This window comes from Pectobacterium cacticida, assembly GCF_036885195.1.
Lineage (GTDB): Bacteria > Pseudomonadota > Gammaproteobacteria > Enterobacterales > Enterobacteriaceae > Pectobacterium > Pectobacterium cacticida.
This window is the reverse complement of sequence record NZ_CP133656.1, coordinates 3713849-3740438: the sequence shown is the minus strand read 5'-3', so window position 1 is coordinate 3740438 and position 26590 is coordinate 3713849. Positions and strand designations below refer to the sequence as shown.

Annotated in this window: 25 protein-coding genes; 17 read left to right on the top strand and 8 right to left on the bottom strand. The window is 52.2% G+C overall.

The genetic code is table 11. The features are described from left to right. Positions 1–101: 101 nt before the first annotated feature. Entirely contained in the window at positions 102–1817 is a 1716-nt protein-coding gene (locus RFN81_RS17020; RefSeq protein WP_264496935.1) for a lysophospholipid acyltransferase family protein, read from the bottom strand. 180 nt (positions 1818–1997) lie between these two features. Here RFN81_RS17020 and greB point away from each other — a divergent pair, with 180 nt between their 5' ends. The 3 genes from greB (at position 1998) to envZ (ending at position 4699) form a co-directional block, all read left to right on the top strand. After that, positions 1998–2489 carry a transcription elongation factor GreB gene (gene greB, locus RFN81_RS17015; protein WP_264499030.1) on the top strand — a complete coding sequence of 164 codons (492 nt, stop codon included), beginning with the start codon at positions 1998–2000 and terminating at the stop codon, positions 2487–2489. Between the two features lie 129 nt (positions 2490–2618). After that, positions 2619–3338, top strand: a complete 720-nt coding sequence (gene ompR / locus RFN81_RS17010) for a two-component system response regulator OmpR (RefSeq protein WP_005969424.1) — start codon at positions 2619–2621, stop codon at positions 3336–3338. Beyond that, entirely contained in the window at positions 3335–4699 is a 1365-nt protein-coding gene (gene envZ, locus RFN81_RS17005; RefSeq protein ID WP_264496934.1) for a two-component system sensor histidine kinase EnvZ, read from the top strand. The genes ompR and envZ overlap by 4 nt, the downstream gene beginning before the upstream one ends. 49 nt (positions 4700–4748) lie before the next feature. Here the strand turns inward: envZ and pckA are convergent, their stop codons facing one another. The 4 genes from pckA to yrfG all read right to left on the bottom strand — a co-directional run bounded on the left by pckA (position 4749) and on the right by yrfG (position 8651). Further along, positions 4749–6368 carry a phosphoenolpyruvate carboxykinase (ATP) gene (gene pckA / locus RFN81_RS17000; protein WP_264496933.1) on the bottom strand — a complete coding sequence of 540 codons (1620 nt, stop codon included), beginning with the start codon at positions 6366–6368 and terminating at the stop codon, positions 4749–4751. A 194-nt stretch (positions 6369–6562) separates the two neighbouring features. After that, positions 6563–7432 carry an Hsp33 family molecular chaperone HslO gene (gene hslO / locus RFN81_RS16995; protein WP_264496932.1) on the bottom strand — a complete coding sequence of 290 codons (870 nt, stop codon included), beginning with the start codon at positions 7430–7432 and terminating at the stop codon, positions 6563–6565. Between the two features lie 117 nt (positions 7433–7549). Further along, entirely contained in the window at positions 7550–7960 is a 411-nt protein-coding gene (hslR, locus tag RFN81_RS16990; protein ID WP_264496931.1) for a ribosome-associated heat shock protein Hsp15, read from the bottom strand. Further along, positions 7935–8651: a GMP/IMP nucleotidase gene (yrfG, locus tag RFN81_RS16985; protein WP_264496930.1), complete on the bottom strand. Its 717-nt coding sequence runs from the start codon at positions 8649–8651 to the stop codon at positions 7935–7937. The genes hslR and yrfG overlap by 26 nt, the downstream gene beginning before the upstream one ends. Between yrfG and RFN81_RS16980 the strand changes: the two genes are divergently transcribed. After that, complete coding sequence (locus RFN81_RS16980; protein WP_264499050.1) at positions 8602–8781, top strand: hypothetical protein; 180 nt, start codon at positions 8602–8604, stop codon at positions 8779–8781. The two genes, yrfG and RFN81_RS16980, sit on opposite strands and share 50 nt — an antisense overlap. Before the next feature lie 8 nt (positions 8782–8789). Here the strand turns inward: RFN81_RS16980 and RFN81_RS16975 are convergent, their stop codons facing one another. After that, entirely contained in the window at positions 8790–10931 is a 2142-nt protein-coding gene (locus RFN81_RS16975; protein ID WP_264496929.1) for an intracellular growth attenuator family protein, read from the bottom strand. A gap of 440 nt (positions 10932–11371) precedes the next feature. Here RFN81_RS16975 and nudE point away from each other — a divergent pair, with 440 nt between their 5' ends. After that, on the top strand, positions 11372–11929 hold the full coding sequence (nudE, locus tag RFN81_RS16970; RefSeq protein WP_264496928.1) for an ADP compounds hydrolase NudE: 558 nt from the start codon (positions 11372–11374) through the stop codon (positions 11927–11929). 167 nt (positions 11930–12096) lie between these two features. On the opposite strand, the gene mrcA is transcribed toward nudE, so the two are convergent. Beyond that, positions 12097–14652 (bottom strand): peptidoglycan glycosyltransferase/peptidoglycan DD-transpeptidase MrcA, encoded by a 2556-nt coding sequence (gene mrcA / locus RFN81_RS16965; protein ID WP_264496927.1) that lies wholly within the window; start codon positions 14650–14652, stop codon positions 12097–12099. 110 nt (positions 14653–14762) lie between these two features. On the opposite strand from mrcA, the gene pilM reads away from it, so the two are divergent. The 12 genes from pilM to trpS all read left to right on the top strand — a co-directional run bounded on the left by pilM (position 14763) and on the right by trpS (position 25035). Further along, positions 14763–15614 (top strand): type IV pilus biogenesis protein PilM, encoded by an 852-nt coding sequence (gene pilM / locus RFN81_RS16960; protein ID WP_264496926.1) that lies wholly within the window; start codon positions 14763–14765, stop codon positions 15612–15614. 2 nt (positions 15615–15616) lie between these two features. After that, on the top strand, positions 15617–16183 hold the full coding sequence (locus RFN81_RS16955; RefSeq protein ID WP_264496925.1) for a PilN domain-containing protein: 567 nt from the start codon (positions 15617–15619) through the stop codon (positions 16181–16183). Further along, positions 16176–16781 (top strand): hypothetical protein, encoded by a 606-nt coding sequence (locus RFN81_RS16950; protein WP_264496924.1) that lies wholly within the window; start codon positions 16176–16178, stop codon positions 16779–16781. Before RFN81_RS16955 ends, RFN81_RS16950 begins: the two co-directional genes overlap by 8 nt. After that, positions 16759–17136 carry a DUF2531 family protein gene (locus tag RFN81_RS16945; protein ID WP_264496923.1) on the top strand — a complete coding sequence of 126 codons (378 nt, stop codon included), beginning with the start codon at positions 16759–16761 and terminating at the stop codon, positions 17134–17136. The genes RFN81_RS16950 and RFN81_RS16945 overlap by 23 nt, the downstream gene beginning before the upstream one ends. A gap of 110 nt (positions 17137–17246) precedes the next feature. After that, on the top strand, positions 17247–18497 hold the full coding sequence (gene hofQ / locus RFN81_RS16940; RefSeq protein ID WP_264496922.1) for a DNA uptake porin HofQ: 1251 nt from the start codon (positions 17247–17249) through the stop codon (positions 18495–18497). A 348-nt stretch (positions 18498–18845) separates the two neighbouring features. Beyond that, positions 18846–19367: a shikimate kinase AroK gene (gene aroK / locus RFN81_RS16935; protein ID WP_264496921.1), complete on the top strand. Its 522-nt coding sequence runs from the start codon at positions 18846–18848 to the stop codon at positions 19365–19367. A gap of 52 nt (positions 19368–19419) precedes the next feature. Further along, positions 19420–20505 carry a 3-dehydroquinate synthase gene (gene aroB / locus RFN81_RS16930; protein ID WP_264496920.1) on the top strand — a complete coding sequence of 362 codons (1086 nt, stop codon included), beginning with the start codon at positions 19420–19422 and terminating at the stop codon, positions 20503–20505. A 150-nt stretch (positions 20506–20655) separates the two neighbouring features. After that, positions 20656–21648 carry an SPOR domain-containing protein gene (locus RFN81_RS16925; protein WP_264496919.1) on the top strand — a complete coding sequence of 331 codons (993 nt, stop codon included), beginning with the start codon at positions 20656–20658 and terminating at the stop codon, positions 21646–21648. A gap of 79 nt (positions 21649–21727) precedes the next feature. Then, complete coding sequence (gene dam, locus RFN81_RS16920; RefSeq protein ID WP_264496918.1) at positions 21728–22540, top strand: adenine-specific DNA-methyltransferase; 813 nt, start codon at positions 21728–21730, stop codon at positions 22538–22540. 119 nt (positions 22541–22659) lie between these two features. Then, complete coding sequence (gene rpe, locus RFN81_RS16915; RefSeq protein WP_264496917.1) at positions 22660–23337, top strand: ribulose-phosphate 3-epimerase; 678 nt, start codon at positions 22660–22662, stop codon at positions 23335–23337. Beyond that, entirely contained in the window at positions 23330–24034 is a 705-nt protein-coding gene (locus tag RFN81_RS16910; protein ID WP_264496916.1) for a phosphoglycolate phosphatase, read from the top strand. Before rpe ends, RFN81_RS16910 begins: the two co-directional genes overlap by 8 nt. Then, positions 24031–25035 (top strand): tryptophan--tRNA ligase, encoded by a 1005-nt coding sequence (gene trpS, locus RFN81_RS16905; protein WP_264496915.1) that lies wholly within the window; start codon positions 24031–24033, stop codon positions 25033–25035. The genes RFN81_RS16910 and trpS overlap by 4 nt, the downstream gene beginning before the upstream one ends. A gap of 95 nt (positions 25036–25130) precedes the next feature. Here trpS and RFN81_RS16900 read toward each other — a convergent pair whose 3' ends face one another. Next, positions 25131–26588 (bottom strand): M20 family metallopeptidase, encoded by a 1458-nt coding sequence (locus tag RFN81_RS16900; RefSeq protein ID WP_264496914.1) that lies wholly within the window; start codon positions 26586–26588, stop codon positions 25131–25133. Between the last annotated feature and the right edge of the window lie 2 nt (positions 26589–26590).

The window sequence follows — 26590 nt, the reverse complement described above, 5'->3', positions numbered from 1 at the left end:
AAAATGTGATCGTATAGACAAAAACGCATTGTATTGATGCTTTCGGGGCAGAGGGGGCGTCCTGGTGCGTTAGTTTATGACGACGCTAACGCACCGAACCTTTAAAGGGCCTTATCGTTGACAAAGGGGGCGATGTAACGCTGGTAGCGCGATGCTTTCACCTGTTGTAAGTCAACCAGCACCAGACCATCAATACAATTATTAAAATCGGGGTCAATGCCGAAATCAACAAACCGCACACCTCCCGGCTCACATAGCTCAGAATATTGCTTGTAGAGCGTCGGGATGGCGCATCCCATATTGTTTAACATACTTTTCAACCGCGTGAGATCCTGCTGATAGTCTGTTCCCTCAAACTGTTTTAGCACATCGGGCAGCGACGCTGGATAAGGGCGACGTGACGTTGCCAGTGGTTGGGCAGGCGTAAAGTACAGGCGATAAAAGGCAACCAGTAAATCGCGAGCATGCGGCGGCAATGTATTGGAAAGTGACACCGGGCCGAACAGATAGCGGTGTTCTGGATAGCGAGCCAGATAGGCGCCGATGCCTAACCAGAGGTAATCCAGCCCGCGCTTCCCCCAATATTTAGGCTGAATGAAGCTGCGCCCCAGCTCGATACCGGACGCCAGAATCGGATCCATTTCGTCGCCGTATTGGAACAGGCTGTGGCTGTAGAGGCCGCTTTTCCCTTTCTCGGCGATCAGGCTGGCTGTTGAAACAAAGCGATAGGCGCCGACAATCTCCAGCTCGCGTTCATCCCATAGGATCAGGTGTAGATAATCATCATCATAGCTATCCAGATCGCGACGCTGGCCGGAGCCCTCGCCGACGGCGCGGAAGGCGATTTCGCGCAGGCGTCCAAGCTCACGTAGCAGCGGCACATAATCTTCTTCACCGCGCCGGTACAGATAGACGACTTTGCCATCTGGGGTCGTCCCCAGCGTTTCACACGCTGATAATGCCCGCTTAAGTAGCACGCGGTCTTCAGCCAACGCGATGGGTTTTTCGCCAGAAAAGCAGCCGGGCTTTCCCTGGCCTAACCGGTATACATGTCGCCGAAAGCGCGCCGCTAAATCATTCGCGTTCCATTCACCCTGACTCCAGGACGCATAGGGAATTCTGGCGCCAATGCGTAGTTTGAGCGTTTGCCCTTGTTGACCAAACATCTCTCTCACCAGTAAGAGGGTGGAGAGTGGGCGATAAATCATCGAGGAGAGGTAGAACAGCGTGCTGTTGCGTCCGCTGATATGGATGGGCACCACGGGCGCACGGGCTTTGCTTGCCATGCGGATAAATCCGTTGTGCCAGTGACCATCGCGAATCCCTTGTAGACTGACACGCGACACTTCGCCTGCCGGGAAGACAATAATCGCGCCGTCGCCTTCCAGATGCTGTTGAATGGCGTTGATTTGCTGACGCTTGGTACGGTTATTAAAGTTATCGACGGAAAAAAAGAGACTTTTGAGTGGCGCGACATAAGAAAGCAGTTGGCTGGCGACAATGCGAACATCGGGTCTGACGCTGGCAACGGTGCGCAACAATGCCAGACCGTCCAGGGAGCCGATGGGGTGGTTGGCTACCAGCACCACCGGCCCCTGGCTGGGGATATTCTCTAAATCCCCATCGACCATTTCACAATTGAGGTTAAAGTAATCGAGAATCTGTTCGACCAGATCCAATCCTTTCAAATGTGGATACCGTCGCGCAAATTGCTGCATTTCATTTTCAAACAACAGAGAGCGTAAAACCGTTTTCTGCCAGAGCGGCGTATGGCGGTGCGGGGCAAGATCTTGCAGAATGGCGTCTAAGCTAAACATAAATCATTCTCCGTAGCTTTCCGTGGCTAAAACTACGGGAGTGAAATGACAAATTTATGTCGATTGATATGTTTTTAGCAAAAACAGTAAATCGATGTAACCACAACCACGATGTGATTTTGAGTATGTGTGCGTCTTGAAGAACGATGAATGCACTACGAGCCTAACGGAGCGGCTGATGTGAAAACCAATCTGATTACCCGTGAAGGGTACGACAAACTGCGGGCGGAGCATGACCATCTCTGGAAGGTAAAGCGTCCGGAAATTACCAAAATTGTCGCCTGGGCGGCCAGTTTGGGCGATCGCTCGGAAAATGCGGACTATACCTACAATAAGCGTTTATTACGTCAGATCGATCGTCGTGTACGCTACCTAAGAAAATGTTTAACGGAATTGAAAATCGTCGATTATTCGCCGCAGCAGGATGGCTGCGTTTTTTTTGGCGCCTGGGTAGAGATCGAAAATGAACAGGGCGTGGTGAAACGCCTGCGTATTGTCGGCCCGGATGAGATCTACGGCGACAACAAGGACTACATCTCGATCGATTCCCCGATGGCGCGGGCGATGTTGAGAAAAACGGTGGATGAAGCGTTCACCGTGAACACGCCAGACGGCCCGCGCGAGTGGTTCGTCAATGCGATCGAGTATCAGCGGCGACCTGGTGATAATTGATTGATTTAATTGGTTTTAAAATGCTTTGTAACAATTTCGTCTAGAATATATACCAGAAACAACTGTCAGTGATTCGTGTGTTTCTGAACAATAGCAGCGTCGGCGCGATTACGCCTTTGGAGAAAGAGAATGCAAGAAAACTATAAAATTCTGGTTGTCGATGACGACATGCGTTTACGCGCGCTCTTAGAGCGTTATCTGACCGAACAGGGTTTTCAGGTACGTAGCGTAGCCAATGCAGAACAGATGGATCGTTTATTGACCCGCGAATCCTTTCATCTCATGGTGTTGGATCTTATGCTGCCGGGCGAAGATGGGCTCTCTATCTGCCGCCGTTTACGTAGTCAGAGCAACCCGATGCCGATCATCATGGTCACGGCGAAAGGGGAAGAGGTGGATCGTATTGTCGGGTTGGAAATCGGTGCGGATGATTACATCCCGAAACCGTTTAACCCGCGCGAATTGCTGGCTCGCATCCGCGCTGTGTTGCGCCGCCAGGCAAACGAATTGCCGGGCGCGCCGTCACAGGAAGAAGCCATTATTGCGTTTGGTAAGTTCAAGCTGAATTTGGGCACCCGCGAAATGTTCCGCGATGATGAACCGATGCCGCTGACCAGCGGCGAATTTGCCGTGCTTAAGGCGTTGGTGAGTCACCCACGGGAACCATTGTCTCGTGATAAATTGATGAACCTGGCGCGTGGTCGCGAATACAGCGCGATGGAACGCTCCATCGATGTACAGATTTCCCGCTTGCGCCGTATGGTGGAAGAAGATCCGGCGCACCCGCGTTACATTCAGACCGTATGGGGCCTTGGCTACGTGTTTGTTCCGGACGGCAGTAAGGCATGAGGCGATGGCGCTTTTCTCCGCGTAGCGCATTTGCACGGACGCTGCTGCTGATTGTCACGCTATTGTTTGTCAGTTTAGTCACTACTTATCTGGTCGTGCTTAATTTCGCTATTTTACCGAGTTTGCAGCAATTCAATAAAGTGCTGGCATACGAAGTGAGAATGCTGATGACAGACAGACTGCAATTGGAAGACGGTTCCACGCTTGAGGTGCCGCCCGCGTTCCGACGTGAAATTTATCGTGAGCTGGGCATTTCGCTGTACACCAATACGGCGGCGGAGGAGAGTGGCCTGCGCTGGGCGCAACACTATAAGTTTCTGAGCGACCAGATGGCGCAACAACTGGGCGGCCCAACGGATGTACGGGTTGAGGTCAGTAAAAATACGCCAGTGGTGTGGCTGAAAACCTGGTTGTCGCCGGATATCTGGGTACGTGTCCCTTTAACTGAAATTCACCAAGGCGATTTCTCGCCGCTCTTTCGCTATACGTTGGCCATCATGTTGCTGGTGATTGGCGGCGCGTGGCTATTTATCCGCGTGCAAAACCGGCCTTTGGTCGAGCTGGAGCACGCGGCTTTGCAGGTCGGTAAAGGCATTATTCCGCCGCCGCTACGCGAATATGGCGCCTCCGAGGTTCGCTCGGTGACACGTGCCTTTAATCAAATAGCCTCTGGCGTGAAGCTGTTGGCCGACGATCGCACGTTGTTAATGGCGGGCGTTAGTCACGATCTCCGTACACCGCTGACGCGTATTCGGCTGGCGACCGAGATGATGGGCAAGGAAGACGACTATTTAGCGGAGTCGATCAATAAGGATATTGAAGAGTGTAATGCGATTATTGAGCAGTTTCTCGACTACCTGCGCACCGGTCAGGAAATGCAGACGGAAGTGGCCGATTTGAACGCCATTATGGGCGAGGTCGTGGCATCGGAGAGCGGCTATGAGCGCCAGATAGACAGCGAGTTTGCAAGCGGTGAGCTGTGGGTGCGTGTCAGTTCCCTTTCGATAAAACGCGCAGCGCTCAATTTGGTCGTCAATGCGGCGCGTTACGGTAATGGCTGGATAAAAGTCAGTACGGGATGTGAACTACAGCGCGTCTGGTTTCAGGTGGAAGATGATGGCGAAGGTATTGCCCCCGATAAATTGCAGCACTTATTTCAACCGTTTGTGCGTGGCGACAGCGCACGAACCACCAGTGGAACCGGGTTGGGACTGGCGATTGTGCAACGTATTATTGATGCGCACAATGGTGTGCTGGATGTTGGCGTCAGCGAACGCGGCGGGCTTTGCGTGCGCGCCTATCTGCCGCTGTTAGCGGACGTCACCGCGATGGATAAAGAGGCGGTAAAAGGGTCAACATAATAAGGGGCGCGGGATTCGCGCCTTTTTTGTGATGTTGTTTCTCGATGTCTTAGCGCTTTGGCCCGGCGTTTACCAGCGCCGCGCCGGCTGGCGTATCGGTATATTGATCGAAGTTAGCAATGAAGCGCTGTGCCAAATTATCGGCTTTTTCTTGCCACTGCTCGACGCTGGCGTAAGTGGCGCGCGGGTCGAGAATGTCAGGATTTACCCCCGGCAGTGAGGTTGGCATCGCCAAATCGAAGATCGGTAGCGTCTGCATTTCCGCCTCCTCTATACTGCCGTTCAGGATCGCGTCAATAATGCCACGCGTATCCTTAATGGAGATGCGTTTACCGCTCCCATTCCAACCCGTATTCACCAGATAAGCCTGCGCCCCCGCCGCCTTCATGCGTTTTACCAGCACCTCAGCGTACTGTGTTGGGTGCAGCATCAGGAATGCCGCGCCGAAGCAGGCGGAGAAGGTCGGCGTCGGTTCCGTTATGCCGCGTTCCGTTCCTGCCAACTTTGCCGTAAAGCCGGACAGAAAGTGATACTGCGTCTGGTCGGATGTCAGACGGGCCACGGGGGGCAATACGCCGAAAGCATCGGCTGTCAGGAAGATCACTTTGCGCGCATGGCCTGCCTTAGAAACGGGTTTGACGATATTCTGAATGTGGTAGATCGGGTAAGAGACGCGGGTGTTCTCGGTCTTGGCGTTATCGCTGAAATCGACCGTCCCATCGGCCAACACGGTGACATTTTCCAACAGTGCGTCGCGTTTGATTGCGCCGTAGATATCCGGTTCTGCTTCTTGAGAAAGGTTAATGGTTTTGGCGTAGCAACCGCCTTCGAAGTTGAAGATGCCATCATCATCCCAACCGTGCTCGTCATCGCCAATCAACAGCCGTTTTGGATCGGTGGACAGCGTGGTTTTCCCCGTGCCTGACAGACCAAAGAAGACCGCCACATCGCCTTTTTCGCCGACGTTGGCCGAGCAATGCATTGACGCGATGCCTTTCAGCGGCAGCAGGTAGTTCATAATGGAGAACATCCCTTTTTTCATTTCGCCGCCGTACCAGGTGCCGCCAATCAGTTGAATTCGTTCTGTCAGGTTGAACGCGACAAAGTTCTCGGAGTGTAGCCCTTGTTCTTTCCAGTTAGGGTTTGTGCATTTTGCTCCGTTCATCACGACGAAATCCGGTGTAAAGCCCTGCAACTCTTCCTCGCTAGGGCGGATAAACATGTTTTTAACGAAATGCGCCTGCCAGGCCACTTCCGTGACAAAACGCACGCTGAGGCGGCTGTCTGGATTGGCGCCGCAGAAGGCATCGACAATGAACAGGCGTTTGCCGGACAGCTGCGTTGTCACGAGGCGCTTGAGGTGTGTCCAGATTTCCTGGCTCAGGGGGTGATTATCATTCTTCCCTTTGCCTTGGTCGGACCACCATACGGTGTCGCGGGTGACGTCATCGCGCACGATGTATTTGTCTTGCGGGGAACGGCCGGTAAAGATGCCGGTATCAACGGCTACCGCCCCAAATTGGGTTTCGACGCCACGTTCATAGCCCTGTAGGGTAGGCGAGATCTCTTCTTTAAAAAGCCGTTCATAGCTGGGGTTGTAGACAATATCGCGGACATCATGGATTCCATACGCGTCTAGCGCTTGCGGGGTAATACCGTTGATCTGCATGTCGCTACTCCTCAGGTTAGAGTCATACAACTACTCATTGTAGGGAGTGAGCTTTTTTTAACCGGGACAACAATCATAAAACGCAATAAATGCATTAATAACTTTACTTATTCAAGTGGGAAGAGACTCAGTCCACCGGTTGGTCGGGGGTGAATAAGCACAAGAAAATGGGCACTATCGTGCCCATAAAAGCGTTAATGTAGCTGATGAGCCGAGGCATCCTGGCGAATAGCGCGGATGTCCAGCGAATTAAACTGATAGTGCGAACCGCAATAGTCACAGTGCATATCGATCTCGCCGTCCTGCTCTATCATCTCATTGATTTCCTGCTCTGGCAGCGTCATTAAGGCATCTGCGCAGCGATCGCGCGAACAATGGCAGCGGAATTCGACAGCTTGCGGCTCATACACGGTCACCTCTTCCTGATGGTAGAGACGATACAGCACCTCGTTGGCTGGCAGGCTAAAGAGCTCTTCGGCCTTAACGGTAGCGGTAAGCTGTGCCAGGTGTTCAAAATCGTGACGATCGGCGTCCTGAGCAGGCAATATCTGGAGCAGCATACCGGCCGCAGCTGGCGCGCCCGCGTGTTGCCCGGTTCGGATAAACAACCGTGTCGGCAATTGCTCTGACTGTTGGAAATAGTTCTCCAGACACTCGGCAATGGTGTCACCTTCTAAACCGACGACGCCCTGATAGCGTTCGCCGTCGGTCGGCGTAATGGTAATCACCAGATAGCCATTGCCGACCATCTCTTTCAGCGAACTCCCCGGTACGATATCTCCTTGCAGACGGGCCACGCCGCGCATGTGCTGCTGGTGATCGCCATTAATCACCGCCAATTTCAATGGGCCATCGCCTTGAAGCTGTACGGTAATATCGCCACTGAATTTCAGCGTAGCCGTCAACAGGCTGGTGGCCACCAGCATTTCACCCAGTAGCGATTGAATTTCCGCTGGGTAATCATGGTGGGTCAGAATATGTTGATACGTTTCGCTAACGGTGACTAACTCACCGCGAACAGCATAATTTTCAAACAAATAGCGATGTAGCTGGTCATGAACCATAATATTTTCTCGTCGTTGTTCGGCGCTAGGGGGCGCGGCGGCTGCCGGGTTTCATCCCCATTGTCGGCAAGTTATCTGCCAATGCCGTGGCGTAATTTGCGAATAGTCTGCGGGGCGTTATTCCCGATCGCGGTATTTAAATTTAATGAGATCGCGTCGCTCTTTTTTATCAGGGCGGCGATCCGGGTGTGGCATCGTTAGCGCGTTCATTTTCCGCGCCTGCGCCAATTTTTCTCGTTTCTCAATGCTTTCTGCCGTTTCCTGATACAGCGCCTGCGCCTCTGCCGCGCTCCTGCGCTGCCCACTAACGGCCAGTACGATCACGGTGCGCTCATCATTTCCCTGGCGCAATTTTACCTCAGCATGCCGTTCCACGGGTTTGCTTGGCTTACCACGTTGCCCGTTATAATGCACTTTGCCGCCGTCGATCATCTCGCGCGCCATAGCTCGGGTTTTATAGAAACGGGCAGCCCACAACCATTTATCTAAACGGACGACCTCATCAGCTTGTTCGGTCGCTTTCATCATTAATCTCTCCTGATGCGGCTGCGTGACGTAATGCGGGTAGCAGCACAAGATAATCATTTATTGACGGATGTTGCAGAAAGACTTTCTCCTGTTGACCGGAATCGGGATTACGCACCCCCAGGCAGTCGTGAATGCCAAACGTTTTTGCCGCATTCAAAATCGGTTCACTATCATCCACAAATAATGTTCTGGTGGGGTCGAAGCCCGTTTGCTGTTGTACGGCCTGCCACAAGCACTGATTCTCTTTGGGATACCCATAAGTATGGGTGGAAAGCAATAAATCAAGGTGCCTGTCCAGCCCGGTATGGGCGATTTTCACTGACAGCCCATGCGGGTGCGCATTGGTCAATAGGATGGTGGCCTTGCCGCATTCGCGCAACGCCGTTAAAAACGGAATGGCATCATCACGCAATCGGGCACGGGGGCCGATATTTGTCGTCATTTGATAGATATCCAGATCGAGACGCGCGGACCAGTAATCGAAACAGTACCAGTTTAGCGTATGCTGAACTGCCTGGTACTCTTGGTCGATAAATCGGCGTGCCTGTTCCAGACTGATATGACGTTTTTCACTGAGCGATTGGGGCACCCATTGAAGCCAGAAATAGCGGTCAAACGCCAGATCGAGCAGCGTGCCATCCATGTCTAGTATCACCGTGTCGATATTGCGCCAGTTAATGTGGGGGATCAAAACGACTCCAGATATCGCATCGCGCCGTAGCGAGGATGAAGCAGGATACGCGCGATGCAATAGTGATGAGAAACCGATCGCGCTAGATTACCATAACCGCAGAATGGGGACGATGCCGTTAGCGGGATAATGGAGCCACTAGCGAGGCAATAAAGTACGGTTGTCCAGCAATGAATCGGTCATCATATTGAACCTAGCTGCGTAATAACGCTGGATGTCGGCGGCTCGCTTACGGCTCTTATGAATTTTAACGCCGGTTAGCACGGCATTAACGATAAATGTTGTGGAAAATAGCAACAGCAGTAGACAACTGCCGAGATAACGCCAGACGGTAATAACATCAGGTTCGCTGTGCAGGCTGATACGCTGTGTCCCATTGGCATCGGTGCTGAGCTGGGTAATAACGCCCGTGGCTGTAAAAGGGGTGTGCAACAGCATAGCCGAGAGTCGCTGGAGTTCTTGCCACTGCTCCGAGGGAAGGTACTCGTTGATTGGCCTAGGAGGAAGGGCGTGGTTCACTAACTGACGCCCTTCATCGCTGCGAATCAGGAACCCGCCGGGAGGCGGGCTGTTCAATAAATCTGCTGCGCTGTTGATTTCTTGATAGAAGAACTGATTGGCGGAACTATTGACCAATGACTCCAGCGCCTCGGCACTGACCGCGGGCAGCACGACGTTCATACCTTTTAGTGCGCCGGAATTGGCATTTCTGACCAGCGCTCTCCAGTTTTTGGCATTACTGAGGTTCACCAGCGCGTTCTTCAACCGGATGCAATCGTTTTCCTGTTGGCACAAATCTTGGGTTTTCAGGACGACATCAGCGAAATTTTTCATCAGAATTAACCCTGATTTCTGAATCGTCGTTGCTAGTTGAGCACTAATCTGTGCTTCCTGACCCGCTTGCGAATGGAGCTGGCGGTTGACTGAATTGAGTAGCGCGGTGGCTTTTTCGATCGTTTCAGATTCTGGTAACGGCAACGGTACGGCGTTGTTCCAATAAATCGCGGAACAGTCAAATGGACTGAATGCATAAGGCGATGGCGCCGAAACAGGGCGAATATCTGTCGGAATAGAACACATACCTTTGCCGCGAACGACGAGTGAATCGCCAATGTGAAGCGGTATTTTTTCCAACTCGCTGACCTGCGTGACCTGAATGTTCTGCGCCCCTTGGAGCCAGGCCAGGCTTAGCTTAAGTGGCAGTTCAAGCTGCACGTTTACGATAAGTAAAATCAGACTTAGCAATGAACCTAGAGCCAGAAGCAGATTTTTCCCCCAACGCTGTAACGGGAAATTTTTCACCTCATCGTGGAGGGATAAATGTTCCCCTTGGCGAATGACCTGACGGTTAAGATAGATATCTATGTTCGTTTTGCGCCCTAGCTCCTGTGTGATATAGGGCTGCCAATGAGGGGGGTAAATCAGGTCAATATTACCAAGTGAAATAGTGCCGAGCTGACCTTGATTCGATTCTCCGAACAAACCCAAGCCCTGAGGCGTACCGCTGAGGCAGTGTACATCTTGCAATTCTCTGGTGGAGGGCGAACGAAAAAGTTGCCACAGGCTCCAACCCGCTAATAATAAGGCGAGACCGATCAGCCAGGGGAGCAGGGCGATCGGGCTATTTAAGCTAACAAATAAGAGTAGGAAAGACAGGCAGAGTATGGCCGTTTCCTTCATGTTCCCGGAATGGTGTACGGCATGTTCTTCCCGCGTTTCCTTACGAATGGTAAGCAATTCGGCATGTTCACTGTTTTGCTGACGGATAGATGCAGGCGTGGCCGACGTCGTGCGCGGTAGTAGAGCTGGTGCTCTATCGTCGATGCACTCGGCAAGCGAATGTCCGTTCAGGGAAATCACTAACGGAATCGTTCGCGTCTTAATCAATTCGACGGTGTTATTTTCGGTAATGAACTGTTCCCAGCGAGGCGGCAGGTGGATCTCTTGGGTATCAATGTAGTAACGCCACTGATTTTGCGCATCGGTACTCAGGCCGTAGCGTGTAATCGTATGGGTGATGGAGTAAACCCGATTACTCAGTAGGGAGAAGGGTGGCCTTGACTGCGCAGTAGCAACATCATTCCGGCGCTCAATTTTTAGGTCGTTTCCCTGCGCCAGATAACGTTCAACCGCGATCCGTTCATCTTCCGTTAGCCGCCGAGGCTGTGCGGGTGAAACGGATAATGCCGGGGTGGAAAAGAAACGGTGACGCATACGATAACCGACAACACCGCACAGACAGGCAAGCAATATCGCCAATAGGGTAAATATTGTGCTCATGTCCTCTCCCTTACAAAACGCAAGGCTCCCTGTTTTCGTCGAAGTGTAACAAAATTATGCAATCGATAATAACCCGTATGATGCCGTATGGCATTGTTTTATCAGATTAATCACATAATCATGTGTCAAATCCGCCGCATAAGGCTGTGATGATAACAAGCAAAAAACATGGATTAAATGAGGATATTCTTATTTTTGCGCTCTTCATTTTCCGCGGCGTGATGTCATTGCGCTAGTATCCCTGTTTGTTGTTGCCAGGTAAATTCTCCGTTACGAGAGTTGCAGCAACGGTGGCTGTTAACGCACAATGTGATCTAAATCAAAAGAATAGTTACGATCCCTTCTTGTCCACCGTACGTTATTTTTAGGTTGCAACGCAGGTTGCTTTTCATGCACGTTGGATTAAGGCGCTGTGTGGGTCGTAAGTCTCTGGGGGATCAATGAGCCATATCCTGCAAAAACCTAAAATCCTCAAGGTAGAAACGGTTGCGCGTTCGCGTTTGTTTAATGTAGAAGCCGTCGATCTTGAGTTTAGCAATGGGGTACGTCGGGTCTATGAAAGGATGCGATCGAGTGGTCGGCAAGCGGTGATGATTGTTCCGATCTTAGAGGATGCACTGGTATTAATCCGTGAATATGCCGTCGGTATTGAAGAATACGAGTTAGGATTTCCCAAAGGCGTGATCGATCCCGGAGAAACGATTTTTTCAGCCGCCAACCGTGAGCTGATGGAGGAAGTCGGTTTTGGCGCACAGCGACTGGATCTGTTGGCGACGTTAACCATGGCGCCTTCCTATTTTTCCAGCCAAATGAATATTGTGGTGGCGCGTGATCTATATCCGCAAAGTCTGGAAGGGGATGAGCCGGAACCGATGCCACAAGTTCGCTGGCCGGTGGATAATATGATGTCGCTACTGCAAGAACCCGATTTCCGTGAAGCACGGAATGTTAGCGCATTGTTTCTCGCCCATGACTGGCTGCGCCGCACCTCTCGCTAACCGAGCCGACTAACCGCCATTTAGGTTATCGCTATCATATGTTGCCATGGTTTTTCGCAATAATGGGTAATAAACAACGGATAAGGATAATAAAAGTAAGGCGCCAATCGGCGCCTTACTTATCTCTGATAAATCATTGAGTTTTCATTTAACACAGCAAGCACTGGCTAGAATAACTCTTCGCTTTGTCCATTATCCATCAGCGTCGTGCCGACTTCATGCACCTCATATTCTTGCGGTTGCGTCCCCTCAATAAAGTACTCAGTGCGGCTATTTGGACCGCCGTTAGACAGTTTGCCCGTGCTGCGGTCGATAACCACGCTAACAATGCCCGGCGGCGGTGTCAGTGGCTGTTCCGGTACGCCCTCTAACGCGACTTTCATAAAGTCATCCCACGCGGGTTGCGCCGATTTTGCGCCGCCTTCATAACCGGAGATCTGATCTTTTATGACGCCGGACGCGCTGGTGGCCCCCAAATTGCGGCGATGATCGTCAAAGCCGATCCAAACCGTTGTTACCAGATTCGGCCCGTAGCCAGAGAACCAGGCGTCTTTGGCGCTATTGGTTGTGCCGGTTTTACCGCCAATATCACGACGTTTTAAATCACGTCCCGCACGCCAGCCCGTACCCATCCAGCCCGGTTCGCCAAAAATATTACTGTTCAATGCGTCTTTAATCAGAAACGCCAACGGTGTGCTGATAACGTGCGGCGCGTAGGGTTGTGTGGCGTTTTTCTGTACGGCCTCTGGCGTTATGGGCTCCAATTCAGGCTGTGGCAAACCTTGACGCGGCGCCTCTTGCGAGGTCGCGACATCCTCTACGTTAGTGGCTGCTAACACCGGAGAACGCGGCGTCTCACCATACACTAAGGGTAGATTACAGGTATCGCAGACCACTTTCGGTGTAGCCGTAAAGACTGTGCCACCGGTCTCGCTTTCAATCCTGGTGATTAAATAGGGATCGACCAGATAGCCGCCGTTGGCGATAACAGAATAACCTCGTACGACCTGTAGCGGTGTAAACGAGGCCGCTCCCAGCGCCAACGATTCGGTATGGACGATATTCTGTGCCGGGAAACCGAAACGTTGCAGATAATCCGCCGCATAATCGACTCCCATCGCTCGCATGGCCCGCACCATTACCACATTTTTGGACTGGCCGAGTCCTTGACGTAGGCGAATTGGACCGTCGTAAGTGGCGGGTGAATTTTTCGGCCGCCAGTCCGAGCCCGCACCGGCATCCCAGCGAGTGATCGGGACATCGTTGAGAATTGTGGCCAACGTTAAGCCTTTATCCAGTGCCGCGGTGTACAGGAAAGGCTTAATATTGGAACCAATTTGGCGTAGCGCCTGCGTCGCACGGTTGAATTTACTTTGGTTAAAGTCAAAACCGCCGACCAACGCCTCTATTGCGCCATCTTTCGGGTTGAGCGAAACGATAGCCGAGTTAACGTTTGGCACCTGCGCCAGCCACCAGTCGTTATTCACTTTACGTACCCAAATCTGCTGGCCGGTTTGCACCACATCCGTAACGCGCTTCGGGGTTGGCCCCTGGCGCGTATCGGAGAGATATGGACGCGCCCAGCGCATGCCCGCCATCGGCAAAGCAATGTTGCTGCCGTCAGACAGAATAGCGATCGCATTGTCTGCCGTCGTACTGGTGACGATGGCGGGATAGAGTGGGCCATAGACTGGCAATGCTTTCAGGGCAGCAAGCATTTTTGCTCGATCCCATACGCCTTCACCGATTTTCCATAGTACTTTGCCTGGGCCGCGATAGCCGTGGCGCATGTCGTAGGCCATGACGTTATTACGCAGGGCTTCCTGCGCGGCCATTTGTAATTTCTTGCTGACGGTCGTGTAAACTTTATAACCATCGTTATAAGCGTCTTCACCGTAACGTTTCACCATCTCTTGTCGAGCCATCTCCGCCACATAAGGCGCAGAGAATGAAATCTTCGGCGCGTGATAATTCGCGACCAGCGTTTCGTTACGGGCCGTATCGTATTGCGCCTGTGTGATGTAGTTTTCATCTCTCATCCGCGCAAGTACCACGTTGCGGCGAGCAACGGCGCGATCATGCGAATAGAGCGGGTTAAACGTTGATGGCGCTTTCGGCAAGCCAGCGATCATCGCCATTTCACTGAGGGTCAATTGGTCAACCGGGCGACCAAAATAAACCTGTGCCGCCGCGCCGACGCCATAGGCGCGATAGCCGAGATAAATCTTGTTCAAATAGAGTTCAAGGATTTCATCTTTAGTGAGCAATTGTTCAATGCGAATAGCCAAAAACACCTCTTTGACCTTCCGACTCAAGGTGCGCTCCGGGCTCAGGAAAAAGTTCCTGGCGAGTTGCTGCGTAATGGTGCTCGCACCCTGAGACGCGTGACCAGAGGTAAGCGCGATTGACGTAGCGCGGATAATCCCGATGGGATCGACACCGTGGTGTTCGTAAAAACGGCTATCTTCGGTCGCGATAAAAGCATGTACCAAATCAGGAGGAATTTGCGCCATCGTGAGCGGGATACGGCGTTTTTCACCAAATTGGGCGATCAGTTCACCATCGGCGCTGTAGACCTGCATAGGCGTTTGCAGTTGAACGTCTTTCAGCGCGGTGACATCGGGCAGTTGGGGTTCGATATAGCGGTACAAACCGTAAATCGAGGCAGCTCCCAGCAGAATGCAAGAGACTGCAAGGATAAATAAATACTTTACGAACTTCACCTGGGATTTTCCATTCAGTAGCGTTTGGACAGTTTATAAACACTCGACGCTAGTATAAAGGTAAGCCAGCACTGTGGATATGTTTATTGGATAAGGAAATAGGGTTGAACATGGCTTATCACATCTGGCGGATTGGATTAGATATACAAAATGGCTTCATGCATGCGCTGGCAGTTCAGCGTCGCCGCGATGGCTGGCGGCTGCGCCACTGGTGGCAGTGTCCGTTACCGGACGATACCTTACGCGCGGGTAGTCTACACCATACCGAGGCGCTTTGTGAGGCTTTGCGCACATGGCGTCGTTGGTTGCCAGAGCATATTTCGTTACGCGTCGGGTTTCCCGTTCAACGCATTTTACAGCAGCGCCTACCCATGCCGGATCCACGTTTGCGCGAGCCGGAGCGCAGTCTCTATATTGAAAACCAGGCGGCACGTAAGCTGCCGGTAAGTAGTGAATCGTTAGCGATAGACTATCGGGAAGACCCACGGGATCCGGGGGGATTACAGGTGACGGCAGCGCGCCGACAGGAAATCGATATCTTGCTGACGTGCTTGAATAGCGTGGGGCTGCGTCCCGATGTCATTGAGGTTTCAACCTGCGCGCTCCGCAGAATGGCGCATTTGGCCGGGCTTGAAGCACAGGGGCTGTTGTTGCATCGATTGTTAGAAGGGTGGCTATGGACGTCCCCATGGGATCACGCTTTTTGCTCAGGCGTTATACACCTTGATGAGATGAAGGATGAAATGGATGTCTTATCAGTAGTGAGGACTCGCTATCACTGTGATGACGATAAAGTAGTCTATTGTTCAAGCGTTTCGCCAGATTTATCCAGTCAGAACAGCGATCGACTACGACCATGGTCGCCATTAACGGCATTTAGCCATTGGCAGCCGCCGTTACCACGTTTCCCTTCTGCCTTTGCGATCGCCGGCGGGCTGGCATTACGCCCTGAGGATATCTGACGATGCTGATTAACCTTTTACCCTGGCGGGAAACGCAAATGCGTCGGCGGGCACACCGTTGGTTGCTGCTGCTGTGGCTACAGGCAGGCATGATGTTCTGCTTCATAGCGGCGCTCTATCTGCTTTGGTATGGCCGACAACAGCGTGCGCAGGAAACGCTTGATGCGGTTCAGATCCAGCAACAGCAACTGGTAGCACGCTACCAGCAGACGCACCTGGCACAAGAAACCTTACGTCGTCATCAAGTGCAGGAACACGCAGAGGCGATCGTCCGCCAGGACAATCGACGCAATCTGCGCTTATTCGAGCAACTTGCCAGCATTATGCCTGCACGTTTATGGCTGACGGAAATGGCCGACGGCGGATCGCACTTATTGCTTTCCGGCGTGGGAGAAAGCTATCACGATATTGTGATGCTACAGCATGCATTATTACGCCATATTTCTGTTGAGCGAGTGCGACTGTTGCATACGTTTCGCAATCGTGATGCGAACGCCTGGCTGCATTTTTCTTTTCAGGTCGACTGGCGTGACAGTATCGTATCCCCAGCAGGGGACGCCCATGATTAGCCACACGAGTGCCACTAATATCGTGCTGAATTGTCCGCGACTCATTAGTAAGCCGCTATGGCATCAGCTAGCGCTTCAATTGACATTTGTCACCACCGTTGGGTTGCTTTCGGCTTGGTTTCTCGTCGGAGACGTGCGGCGAACCGCTATTGATGACGAAGCGCGAACCGTTCAGACGCGTATGGATATCCAGTCAATACAACAAAAACTAGACGCGATGCCGTTATTGTCCATGTTACTTACGCAATTAGCGGAGAAAACTGCGTACGTTGCCCCCTTCAAGCCTGATAGGTTGGCACAGTTGATTGTTGCGCCGTTGTCACAAGCCAATGCCTCTTTACTGTCATGGAAACCCGTTTTACCCCACGCAGGTGAACCTCCTCAGGAACAGTGGCGATTGGCGTTTAGCGCCGATTACGCCAGCGTGCTGTTGGTGCTGCGCGAGTTGACCGAATTACCCTATGTATTGCGAATCGCGCAACTGACCGTAAAGCCAGATAGTGTCCAAACGGCGCTGCCATTAGAAACGCGACGTTTACAGGTTGAGCTATCACTCATCAGGCCGGGGGTGGGGCATGAACCACATTATGCTCAGTAGCACACTGCTATGGTTATCCCTCTTGACCAGCGCGCAGGCAGAAAGGCGCGCAGTGCGCACTGACCCCTTTCAACCGCTAGCGGCACCTCGCTGCTTGACGACGGCTATGCAATCCGCCTGGCGACTTAAGGGTGTGATTGGTACAGGCGATCGCTGGACGGGATGGCTGGCGCGCGCTGACGCTGAATGGCTCAAGTTGACAAGCGGTGAGACGATCCCTCCGGGGGATTGGTTAGTTAGCCAACTGGATAGATCGGGAGCCAAACTGGTACCCACGGTGCGTGAAACTGGCTGTGATGGCTCTTCCGAGGCGCTGTTGTTGGTTTCTCCATTTATCAATAAGCCAGCGAAATAGATGGAACCTACGCCGGTGAGGCGGGTTTAAATGCGATTAAGGATCGCTATTTTATGAAGAGACGTATTTCTCTAACAAGGAACGTGTTGAATATGAGGATGTTATGTCAAATGGCGGTGTGGTTCGGGCTGCTTTTATTTGTTGCGCCATACCAGGTCAGTGCGCAAAGCTCCGTCTCTATGGCTTTTGAAGATTCGCCGATACCTCGCGTGTTACAGGCTTTAGCCGATCATCAACAACTTAATATTGTCATTGCACCGGGAGTGGAAGGTAATCTGAGCTTAAGACTATCAGCGGTACCTTGGCAGCAAGCCTTGGATATTGTTTTACGCATGGGAAAACTTAGCGCAGAACGCCACGGTAACGTGCTGCTCGTGTTTCCAGCTGGTCATCTTGAATCCTTACAAAAGGAACGGGACGAGCGTGCGGCGGAGCAGGCGCAAAAATTGCCGTTACGCAATATTTCTGTGGCGTTGCAGTATGCTGACGCGTCGGACATGGCGACCAGCGTCCAGGCTCAGCGCGGGACTTTGCTCTCTTCACGCGGCAGCGTCACCGTCGATAAACGAACGAATACCTTACTGATTCGTGATACGGAAGATGCGTTGTCTCAGCTAGAACCTTGGGTAAACGCGCTCGATCTGCCGCTAGCTCAGGTGCAGTTGGCGGCACACATTGTCACCATCAGCAGTGAGCATTTACAGGCGTTGGGGGTGAACTGGGGGTTGGGTGGGGAGGATGTGGCGAATAAAGCGCTCAGGCTGAATAATTTTAATGTTGGCTTACCAGTGGATACGCCAGCGGTTAGTGCCGGATTCCATATCGCGCGATTGAATGGGCGTTTACTGGATCTGGAATTGATGGCTCTGGAGCAGGAACGTGAAGTCGAAATCATCGCCAGCCCGCGTTTATTTACCGCACACCAGCAAACCGCCAGTATTAAACAAGGCACAGAAATTCCATATCAGGTTTCCAGCGGCGCCAGCGGATCGACGTCTATCGAATTTAAAGAAGCGGTGCTCGGCATGGAAGTCACGCCTGCTATTTTGCGTGGCGGACGAATTACGCTGAATCTGAAAATTAGCCAGAATATGCCTGGGCAGGCAATCAAACAGGGAGATAACGGCGAAGCGTTAGCGATCGATAAGCAGGAGATCCAGACCCAGGTAACGGTCGCCGATGGCGAAACGATTGTGTTAGGGGGGATTTTCCAGCAGCAAAAGAATAACGCCGATAGGCAGGTGCCCATTTTGGGTGATGTCCCCCTATTGGGACATCTGTTCAGAAATCATACTCAGCAGCATACGCGACGGGAATTGGTCATTTTCATTACACCGACGTTGATTTCCGCTTCATCGTGAGTAAATCCGGTAACACGCTGATGCCACACAGTGTTTTTTTCTGACAGGGCGCAATATTTTGTCGTGTTCGCGCTTATGCGTTTGACGCTGCGACGGATTTAGCTTACAAGGGTTAGCGAATTGAGCACTAAGGCGTTGTTCCACCGAAAATGTTGATAAAACGTACAGCATCGACCACTCGTGGTTGGTGTGACATTTTATTCGGTTGCCAAACTACCCTGAGTCTTGAGATAATTTTTTGTCTGATTCTCGCACTATCGCTCATGAGGTTTCAGTTTAGGTCCCGCCGCTGGGTCGATTGGCGGGGCGGGTTATCATTAACGAATTGTCTTAGTAATACCAAAAAACATGGCAGAGAAACGCAATATCTTTCTGGTTGGGCCTATGGGTGCCGGCAAAAGTACTATTGGCCGTCAGTTAGCTCAGCAACTCAATATGGAGTTTTTCGACTCCGATCAAGAGATTGAGCGACGTACTGGCGCTGATGTGGGCTGGGTGTTCGATGTGGAAGGCGAAGAAGGCTTTCGCGATCGTGAAGAGAAAGTCATTAATGAATTGACGGAAAAACAGGGCATCGTACTGGCGACAGGCGGCGGCTCAGTCAAATCACGCGAGACGCGTAATCGTCTTTCCGCGCGTGGGGTTGTCGTTTATTTAGAAACGACAATTGAAAAGCAGCTGGCTCGCACGCAGCGTGACAAAAAGCGTCCGTTACTTCAGGTTGAAACCCCTCCGCGTGAAGTGTTGGAAGCGTTGGCGAAAGAGCGGAACCCGCTTTATGAAGAGATCGCCGACGTTACCATTCGTACTGACGAGCAAAGTGCTAAGGTTGTTGCTAACCAGATTATTGCGATGCTGGAAAACAACTAAGAGCATGCCTCAATCCGCCTTGGGCGGATCCTGAACGGGTTATTAAACGAGCATGGAAAGAATTACCGTAACACTCGGGAAGCGCAGCTATCCCATTACGATAGCCGCCGGATTATTCGATGATTCGGCTTCTTTTATGCCGTTGAGCGCCGGGGATCAGGCCATGTTGGTTACGAACCAAACGTTGGCGCCTCTGTATCTCGATCGCGTTCGTGGCGTGTTGGAAAACAATGGCATACATGTCGATCAGGTTATTCTTCCTGACGGTGAGCAGTACAAATCGCTGACGGTGTTGGATCAGGTTTTCACCGCGCTGTTGGCGAAACCGCATGGTCGTGATACGACGATCGTGGCCTTAGGGGGCGGTGTCATTGGCGATTTAGCCGGTTTTGCCGCCGCCAGCTATCAGCGTGGCGTCCGATTTATTCAGGTGCCTACGACGCTGTTAGCGCAGGTAGATTCCTCCGTTGGTGGTAAAACTGCCGTCAATCACCCGCTGGGTAAAAACATGATCGGCGCATTCTATCAGCCCGCGTCGGTGGTGATCGATCTGGACTGTCTGAAATCGTTACCGGCACGCGAATTGTCATCCGGATTAGCGGAAGTCATTAAATACGGCGTCATTCTGGATCGCGATTTCTTCGTTTGGCTTGAAGAAAACATTGAAGCGGTGCGTGGGCTACAGTCTGAAGCATTGGCTTATTGCATCCGACGTTGCTGCGAAATCAAGGCGGCAGTGGTCGCGGCAGATGAACATGAACGTGGTATGCGCGCATTGCTCAATTTGGGCCATACTTATGGACATGCGATTGAAACAGAAATGGGCTACGGCAACTGGCTCCATGGTGAAGCCGTTGCGGCAGGTATGGTAATGGCTGCGCATATGTCACGTCGTTTGGGGTTGCTCTCCATAGTAGACGTCGAGCGGATCAAATCTCTGCTGGTTCGTGCCGATCTACCCGTGAGGGGCCCGGCGCAAATGGCGCCTGAAGCCTATCTTCCCCATATGATGCGTGACAAAAAAGTGTTGGCGGGTGCGTTGCGTTTGGTACTGCCAACGGCAATTGGTCAGTCGGAAGTCCGTGGCGATATAGCGCATGACAAGGTACTGGCATCGATAGCCGATTGCTGTGCCTAACGTGACACGCTGTCGTGCGATGAAAAGCGAGTATTAACGACAGACAAGCCCCGATGGGTTATGGTTAATAAAATACAATGCGTTACGATTCAATGATTCGCTGTGACGGCTGCATGGCGAATTCGAGTTCTTTAGCGGGGGAGATGTTAAATGGATGAGTTTAAGCCGGAAGATGAGCTGAAGCCTGATACCAGTGACCGTCGACCTACTCGTCAGCAAAAAAGCCGCAATTTTACGGTACCTAAAATCGCAATTTCCAGACAACACCTGATGATAGGGACCGGGATCGCCGTTCTGGTGCTGTTGATTGTGGGCATTGGCTCGGCTTTGCAGGCACCGTCTCAACCGCAAACGCAAGGCCAAACCAGTGGCGAGAGGAGTATCGATCTTTCGTCCTCCGTGGCACAAAGCGTACCGGCCTCCTCGCCGAGTGGCGATGCGGCAACCGCTTCCGGCCAGGGTCAAATACCCGCTCCAACGACTTCTCAGATGCCGACGTCGCCTCAGACATTGAGTGCGCCGCCGGTTTCCGCTACGCCGACTGAGGCGCAGATTCAGCCGCCGGTGGCGGGCCAGCAGCGTATCGAGTTACCGGGTAATATCACCGATGCATTATCACAGCAGCAATCGCGCGTTAGTGAGTTTTCTCAACGCGCGACAGGCGATTCGACGTTGCCGACGGCACCTGCGACCGTTGCGCCAGTGAAAAAAACGCCCGTAGCGCCCTCTGCAAAAAATACGCACAATACGGCGCCGACGCAGGCTCATCAGGCCAAGCCTGCCGCGAATAACGCAGCAAAATCGTCAGTCGCCAGTAAGCCAGCAACTCACGCGAAAGCGACGCCGGCGCCGATAGGGCAGAATGTCTCTATACAAAACGCGCCTGCCAGCCATTTTACTCTGCAACTGAGCGGTGCGTCGCGCCCAGATACGCTGAGGGCCTACGCGAAACAACACAACCTCACGCATTCGTGGGTGTATGAAACCAAACGAGATGGGAAATCCTGGTATGTGTTAGTGAACGGAGTCTATGCTTCTTCGGCGCAAGCAAAGCGCGCGATTGCCGCGTTACCCGCCGACGTACAAGCGAAAAAACCCTGGGTTAAGCCGATCCGTCAGGTGAAGCAGGACTTGAATAAGTAACACTAATTTTAGCCCTGATGTGCTGTCTGACACAGAGTACAATCCGCGGCTCTGAAACGTATGAGTAACTAACGACGGCATGAAGAAGAACCGCGCTTTTTTAAAATGGGCAGGTGGCAAATATCCGCTGATAGAAGAGATTCGCCGCTATTTACCCGCGGGAGACTGTCTTATTGAGCCTTTTGTTGGTGCGGGTTCTGTATTCCTGAATACGGAGTACGAGCGCTACATTTTGGCGGATATTAATAGCGACCTGATTAATCTGTACAATATCGTCAAATCAAATGCCGATGAGTTTGTCATTGACGCCCGTAGGCTTTTTACGGATGAAGTTAATACATCTGAGGCATTTTATCTGCTACGTGATGAATTTAACCTGTGTAACGATGCCTATCGGCGTGCGTTGCTCTTTCTCTATTTGAATCGCCACTGCTATAACGGTTTGTGCCGTTACAACATGCGCGGTGAGTTCAATGTCCCTTTCGGACGCTACAAAAAGCCTTACTTTCCTGAAGAAGAGATTCGCTGGTTTGCTTACAAAGCGCAAAATGCCACTTTCGTATGCGAACATTATCAGGACACGCTGGAAAAAGCAGAGAAAGGGTCAGTGATCTATTGCGATCCACCTTATGCGCCGCTGTCTGCGACCGCCAATTTTACCGCTTATCACACCAATAATTTCAGTCGCGCCGATCAGCAAAGCCTGGCGCGACTGGCGCGGCGACTGTCGGCAGAAAACCAGATCCCGGTACTGATTTCCAATCATGACACATCGTTAACGCGGGAATGGTACCAGGAAGCCGTGCTGTATGTTGTTAAAGCGCGTAGAACGATTAGCCGTAACATTTTAGGGCGGAGTAAAGTCAACGAGCTATTGGCACTCTATCGGTGATCTCTCTTTGTCTACAGGGCAGGGCAAATAGAGCGTATAAATCGGCGAATGGCGTTAATCGTCATTCGCCGGAAATCAGTTGCCCGCAGGCATTCAGACTTTACCGTTTGGAGAAATGAATGAAACCATTTTTAATCGCGCCATCCATTTTATCGGCTGATTTCGCTCGTCTTGGTGAGGATACCGCCAACGCTTTGGCTGCGGGAGCCGATGTGGTTCATTTTGATGTCATGGATAACCACTATGTGCCCAATTTGACGATTGGCCCGTTGGTGCTGAAGTCTCTACGCGATTACGGTATTACCGCGCCGATTGACGTGCACCTGATGGTAAAACCCGTTGATCGCATCATCCCCGATTTCGCCAACGCGGGAGCCAGTTTTATCACTTTTCACCCTGAAGCGACCGATCATCTCGACCGTTCGCTGCAACTGATCAAAGATCACGGCTGTAAGGCTGGGCTGGTGTTTAACCCGGCTACCCCGCTAAGTTATCTTGATTACGTCATGGATAAGCTGGACATTATCCTGTTGATGTCGGTTAACCCTGGATTTGGCGGTCAGTCCTTTATTCCCAGCACGTTGGATAAGCTGCGTCAGGTGCGTCGTTTAATCGACGATGGCGGTTACGATATTCGGCTGGAAGTTGATGGCGGGGTAAAAGTCGAGAATATCGGCGCGATTGCGCAAGCCGGCGCGGATATGTTTGTGGCGGGATCGGCTATTTTTGGTCATCTTGATTACCGTGCCGTCATCGATCAAATGCGTAATGAAATTTCAAGGACGAAACATGACTGAATTAACCGCGATTCGCGGGGTAGCGTTTGATTTGGATGGTACGCTGATTCATAGCGCGCCAGGTTTAGCGGCGGCGATCGATCGCGCGTTAGTGGCGCAGTCATTGCCTGCGGCAGGAGAGGCGCGCGTCGCAACGTGGATTGGCAACGGGGCTGACGTCATGGTTGAGCGAGCGCTGCGCTGGGCGGGAATTGAACCCAGCGCGGAACGCCTGCAGGAAACCCGGAAGCAATTCGATAGCTATTATGCGCAGACGGTAGATAGCGGTAGTACACTGTTCCCACAGGTAAAAGAGACGCTGGCGCAGTTGGCTCAGCAGGGGGTTCCAATGGCGGTGGTGACCAATAAACCCACGCCGTTTGTTGCTCCGTTGCTGGCAGGGCTAGAGATTGGCGGCTATTTTTCACTCATCATCGGTGGCGATGATGTCGTTGTGAAAAAGCCGCACCCCGCGCCGCTCTATCTAGTGCTTGGTAAACTGGGGCTGCGAGCCAGCGAGCTTTTGTTTGTCGGCGATTCCCGTAATGATATTCAGGCGGCACGGGCGGCAGGCTGCCGTAGCGTCGGTATGACGTATGGTTATAATTACGGCGAAGCGATCGCGCTGAGTCAACCCGATATTGTTCTGGATCACTTTGCCGATATTCCGCCCCTCATCGGGCAATCTTTTTCACACAATCAGGAACCCTTAGCATGAGCAAGCCCATTGTATTTAGCGGTGCGCAACCGTCTGGCGAATTGACCATTGGTAACTACATGGGGGCGTTACGTCAGTGGGTCAACATGCAGGACGATTACGACTGCATCTATTGCATCGTAGATTTGCATGCCATCACGGTACGTCAGGATCCACAGGCGCTGAGAAAAGCGACGTTGGATACGTTGGCACTGTACCTGGCCTGCGGTATCGATCCGAAAAAGAGCACTATCTTCGTTCAATCCCATGTGCCGGAACATAGCCAACTGAGCTGGGTTCTGAACTGCTATTCCTATTTTGGTGAACTGAACCGTATGACGCAGTTTAAAGATAAGTCAGCGCGTTATGCCGATAATATTACGGCCGGATTGTTCGACTACCCGGTCCTAATGGTTGCTGACATCTTGTTATATCAAACTGCACAAGTACCCGTGGGCGAAGATCAGAAACAACATTTAGAACTGAGTCGAGACATTGCTCAGCGTTTCAATAATCTCTATGGCGATATCTTCAAGGTGCCGGAGCCGTTCATTCCGAAGTCGGGCGCGCGCGTGATGTCTTTGCTGGAACCGACTAAGAAAATGTCCAAATCTGACGATAACCGCAATAACGTCATCGGGTTGCTGGAAGATCCGGCGGCGGTGGTGAAGAAGATCAAGCGCGCGGTGACGGATTCTGACGAGCCGCCTGTCGTGCGTTATGATGTGGTGAATAAAGCCGGGGTATCGAATCTATTAGACATTTTGTCCGGCGTGACGGGAAAAAGCATTCCGGAACTTGAACAGGAATTCAGTGGCCAGATGTATGGTCATTTAAAAGGTGCCGTGGCGGAAGCGGTATCCGGCATGCTGTCTGAACTGCAAGCCCGCTATCATCGCTTCCGTAACGATGAAGCTTTTTTGCAACAGGTCATGCGGGAAGGCGCTGAGAATGCCAGTGTTCGCGCTCAGGAAACGCTGAAGAAGGTCTACGACGCCGTTGGCTTTGTTGCCCGTCCGTAGTTTTCATTACCGTCAGGAGAGTGCCTCCTGACGGTTTTGTCACGGCGTTTACTAATCGTTAAGATCGGGTTTTTACCAATCTTTAAGATCAATCGTTATCGCCGAGGGATTGGCGGGAGCACGCCGTCTGGAATTGGATTTTCAAACGGTGTCCGCTGCAATCTTTCCCGATGATCGTTTTTTGCCTGCGCCACCAACTCCGGCGTGACTAGCAGGTCAACAGCCAGCGATGCCATGGCTTTTGCCGCATACTCCATCCCTTTATGTGCCGCTGCCGTTTTCCCTTGGGCAACTAATTGCCATGAGTGCGCGGGTGTACCGATCGCATAGGTCGCACTACGGATCTGTACCGTCGGCACGACCCAACTCACCGTCCCCACATCGGTAGAACCGATGAAGGCTTCATTGGGGCTATAAAGCGGATAAATATCGTCGTGTAACGTTAAGCCAGGCTGCGGTTTTACGCCGAAACGGGCATAGGATTCCGCGATGTCATCCTCGCTTAGCGCCGTCTGAAACATCGCCGCTATTTTGCGGTCTTCATCATCGAAGGGGACTGGGCCGAGCGCTAGCAGATGTTCGTGCATACGCGCTTCCAGCGGCGGATTTGCCAGCAGATTGGCATCGCCGCTCAATACTTCGCTGTGGACTTCGGTTTCTGTCATCAACGCGGCGCCTTCGGCGATCTTTTTCACCCGTTTGACTAATTGGTGAAGCTCCGGTAACTCGCGCGCCCGCACAAGGTAACGCACGGTCGCGTTGGCCTGGACCACATTGGGTGCCTGACCGCCGCTGTCGGTGATCGCATAGTGAACACGCGCGGAAGAAGGCATGTGTTCGCGCATATAGTTCACGCCCACGTTCATCAGTTCGACGGCGTCGAGCGCGCTGCGGCCCAGATGTGGACTGGACGCCGCATGGGCGGCACGGCCTTTAAAATAAAAATTCAGTTCGTTACAGGCCAATGATACCGGGCTGTTGACGCCAGTGAAGGTCGCCGGATGCCAGCAGATGGCGATATCGACATCATCAAAGACGCCTTCCTTGACCATGAACCCTTTGGATGACCCGCCTTCTTCCGCGGGGCAGCCGTAAAAACGCACGGTTCCGGGGAGTGCGTGTTCTTGCAGATAATCTTTTACCGCCGTTGCCGCCTGTAGCGCCGCAGTGCCGAGGAGATTATGCCCGCAGCCGTGCCCATTTCCACCGTTTTCCAGTGGTTTGGGTTCTGCGACATTCGCTTGCTGGCTCAGTCCCGGCAGCGCGTCATATTCACCTAAAATGGCAATAATTGGCAAACCTTCGCCGAATTCTCCCAGCAGCGCGGTGGGCATACCAGCGATGCCTCTCGTCAGGCGGAAGCCTTCGGCTTTCAGGACGGCCTCATGCTGTGCGGCTGAACGATATTCTTCATAATTCAGTTCCGGCGTATCCCAGATACTGTCGCTTAAGGCACAGAACTGCTGCCGTTTGGCCGCAATTAAGCCGCAAATTTCCTCTACGGTGTGGCGATCGAGAGAAGGCAGGGTGCCTTCATTGTGTGTTGCATTCATGC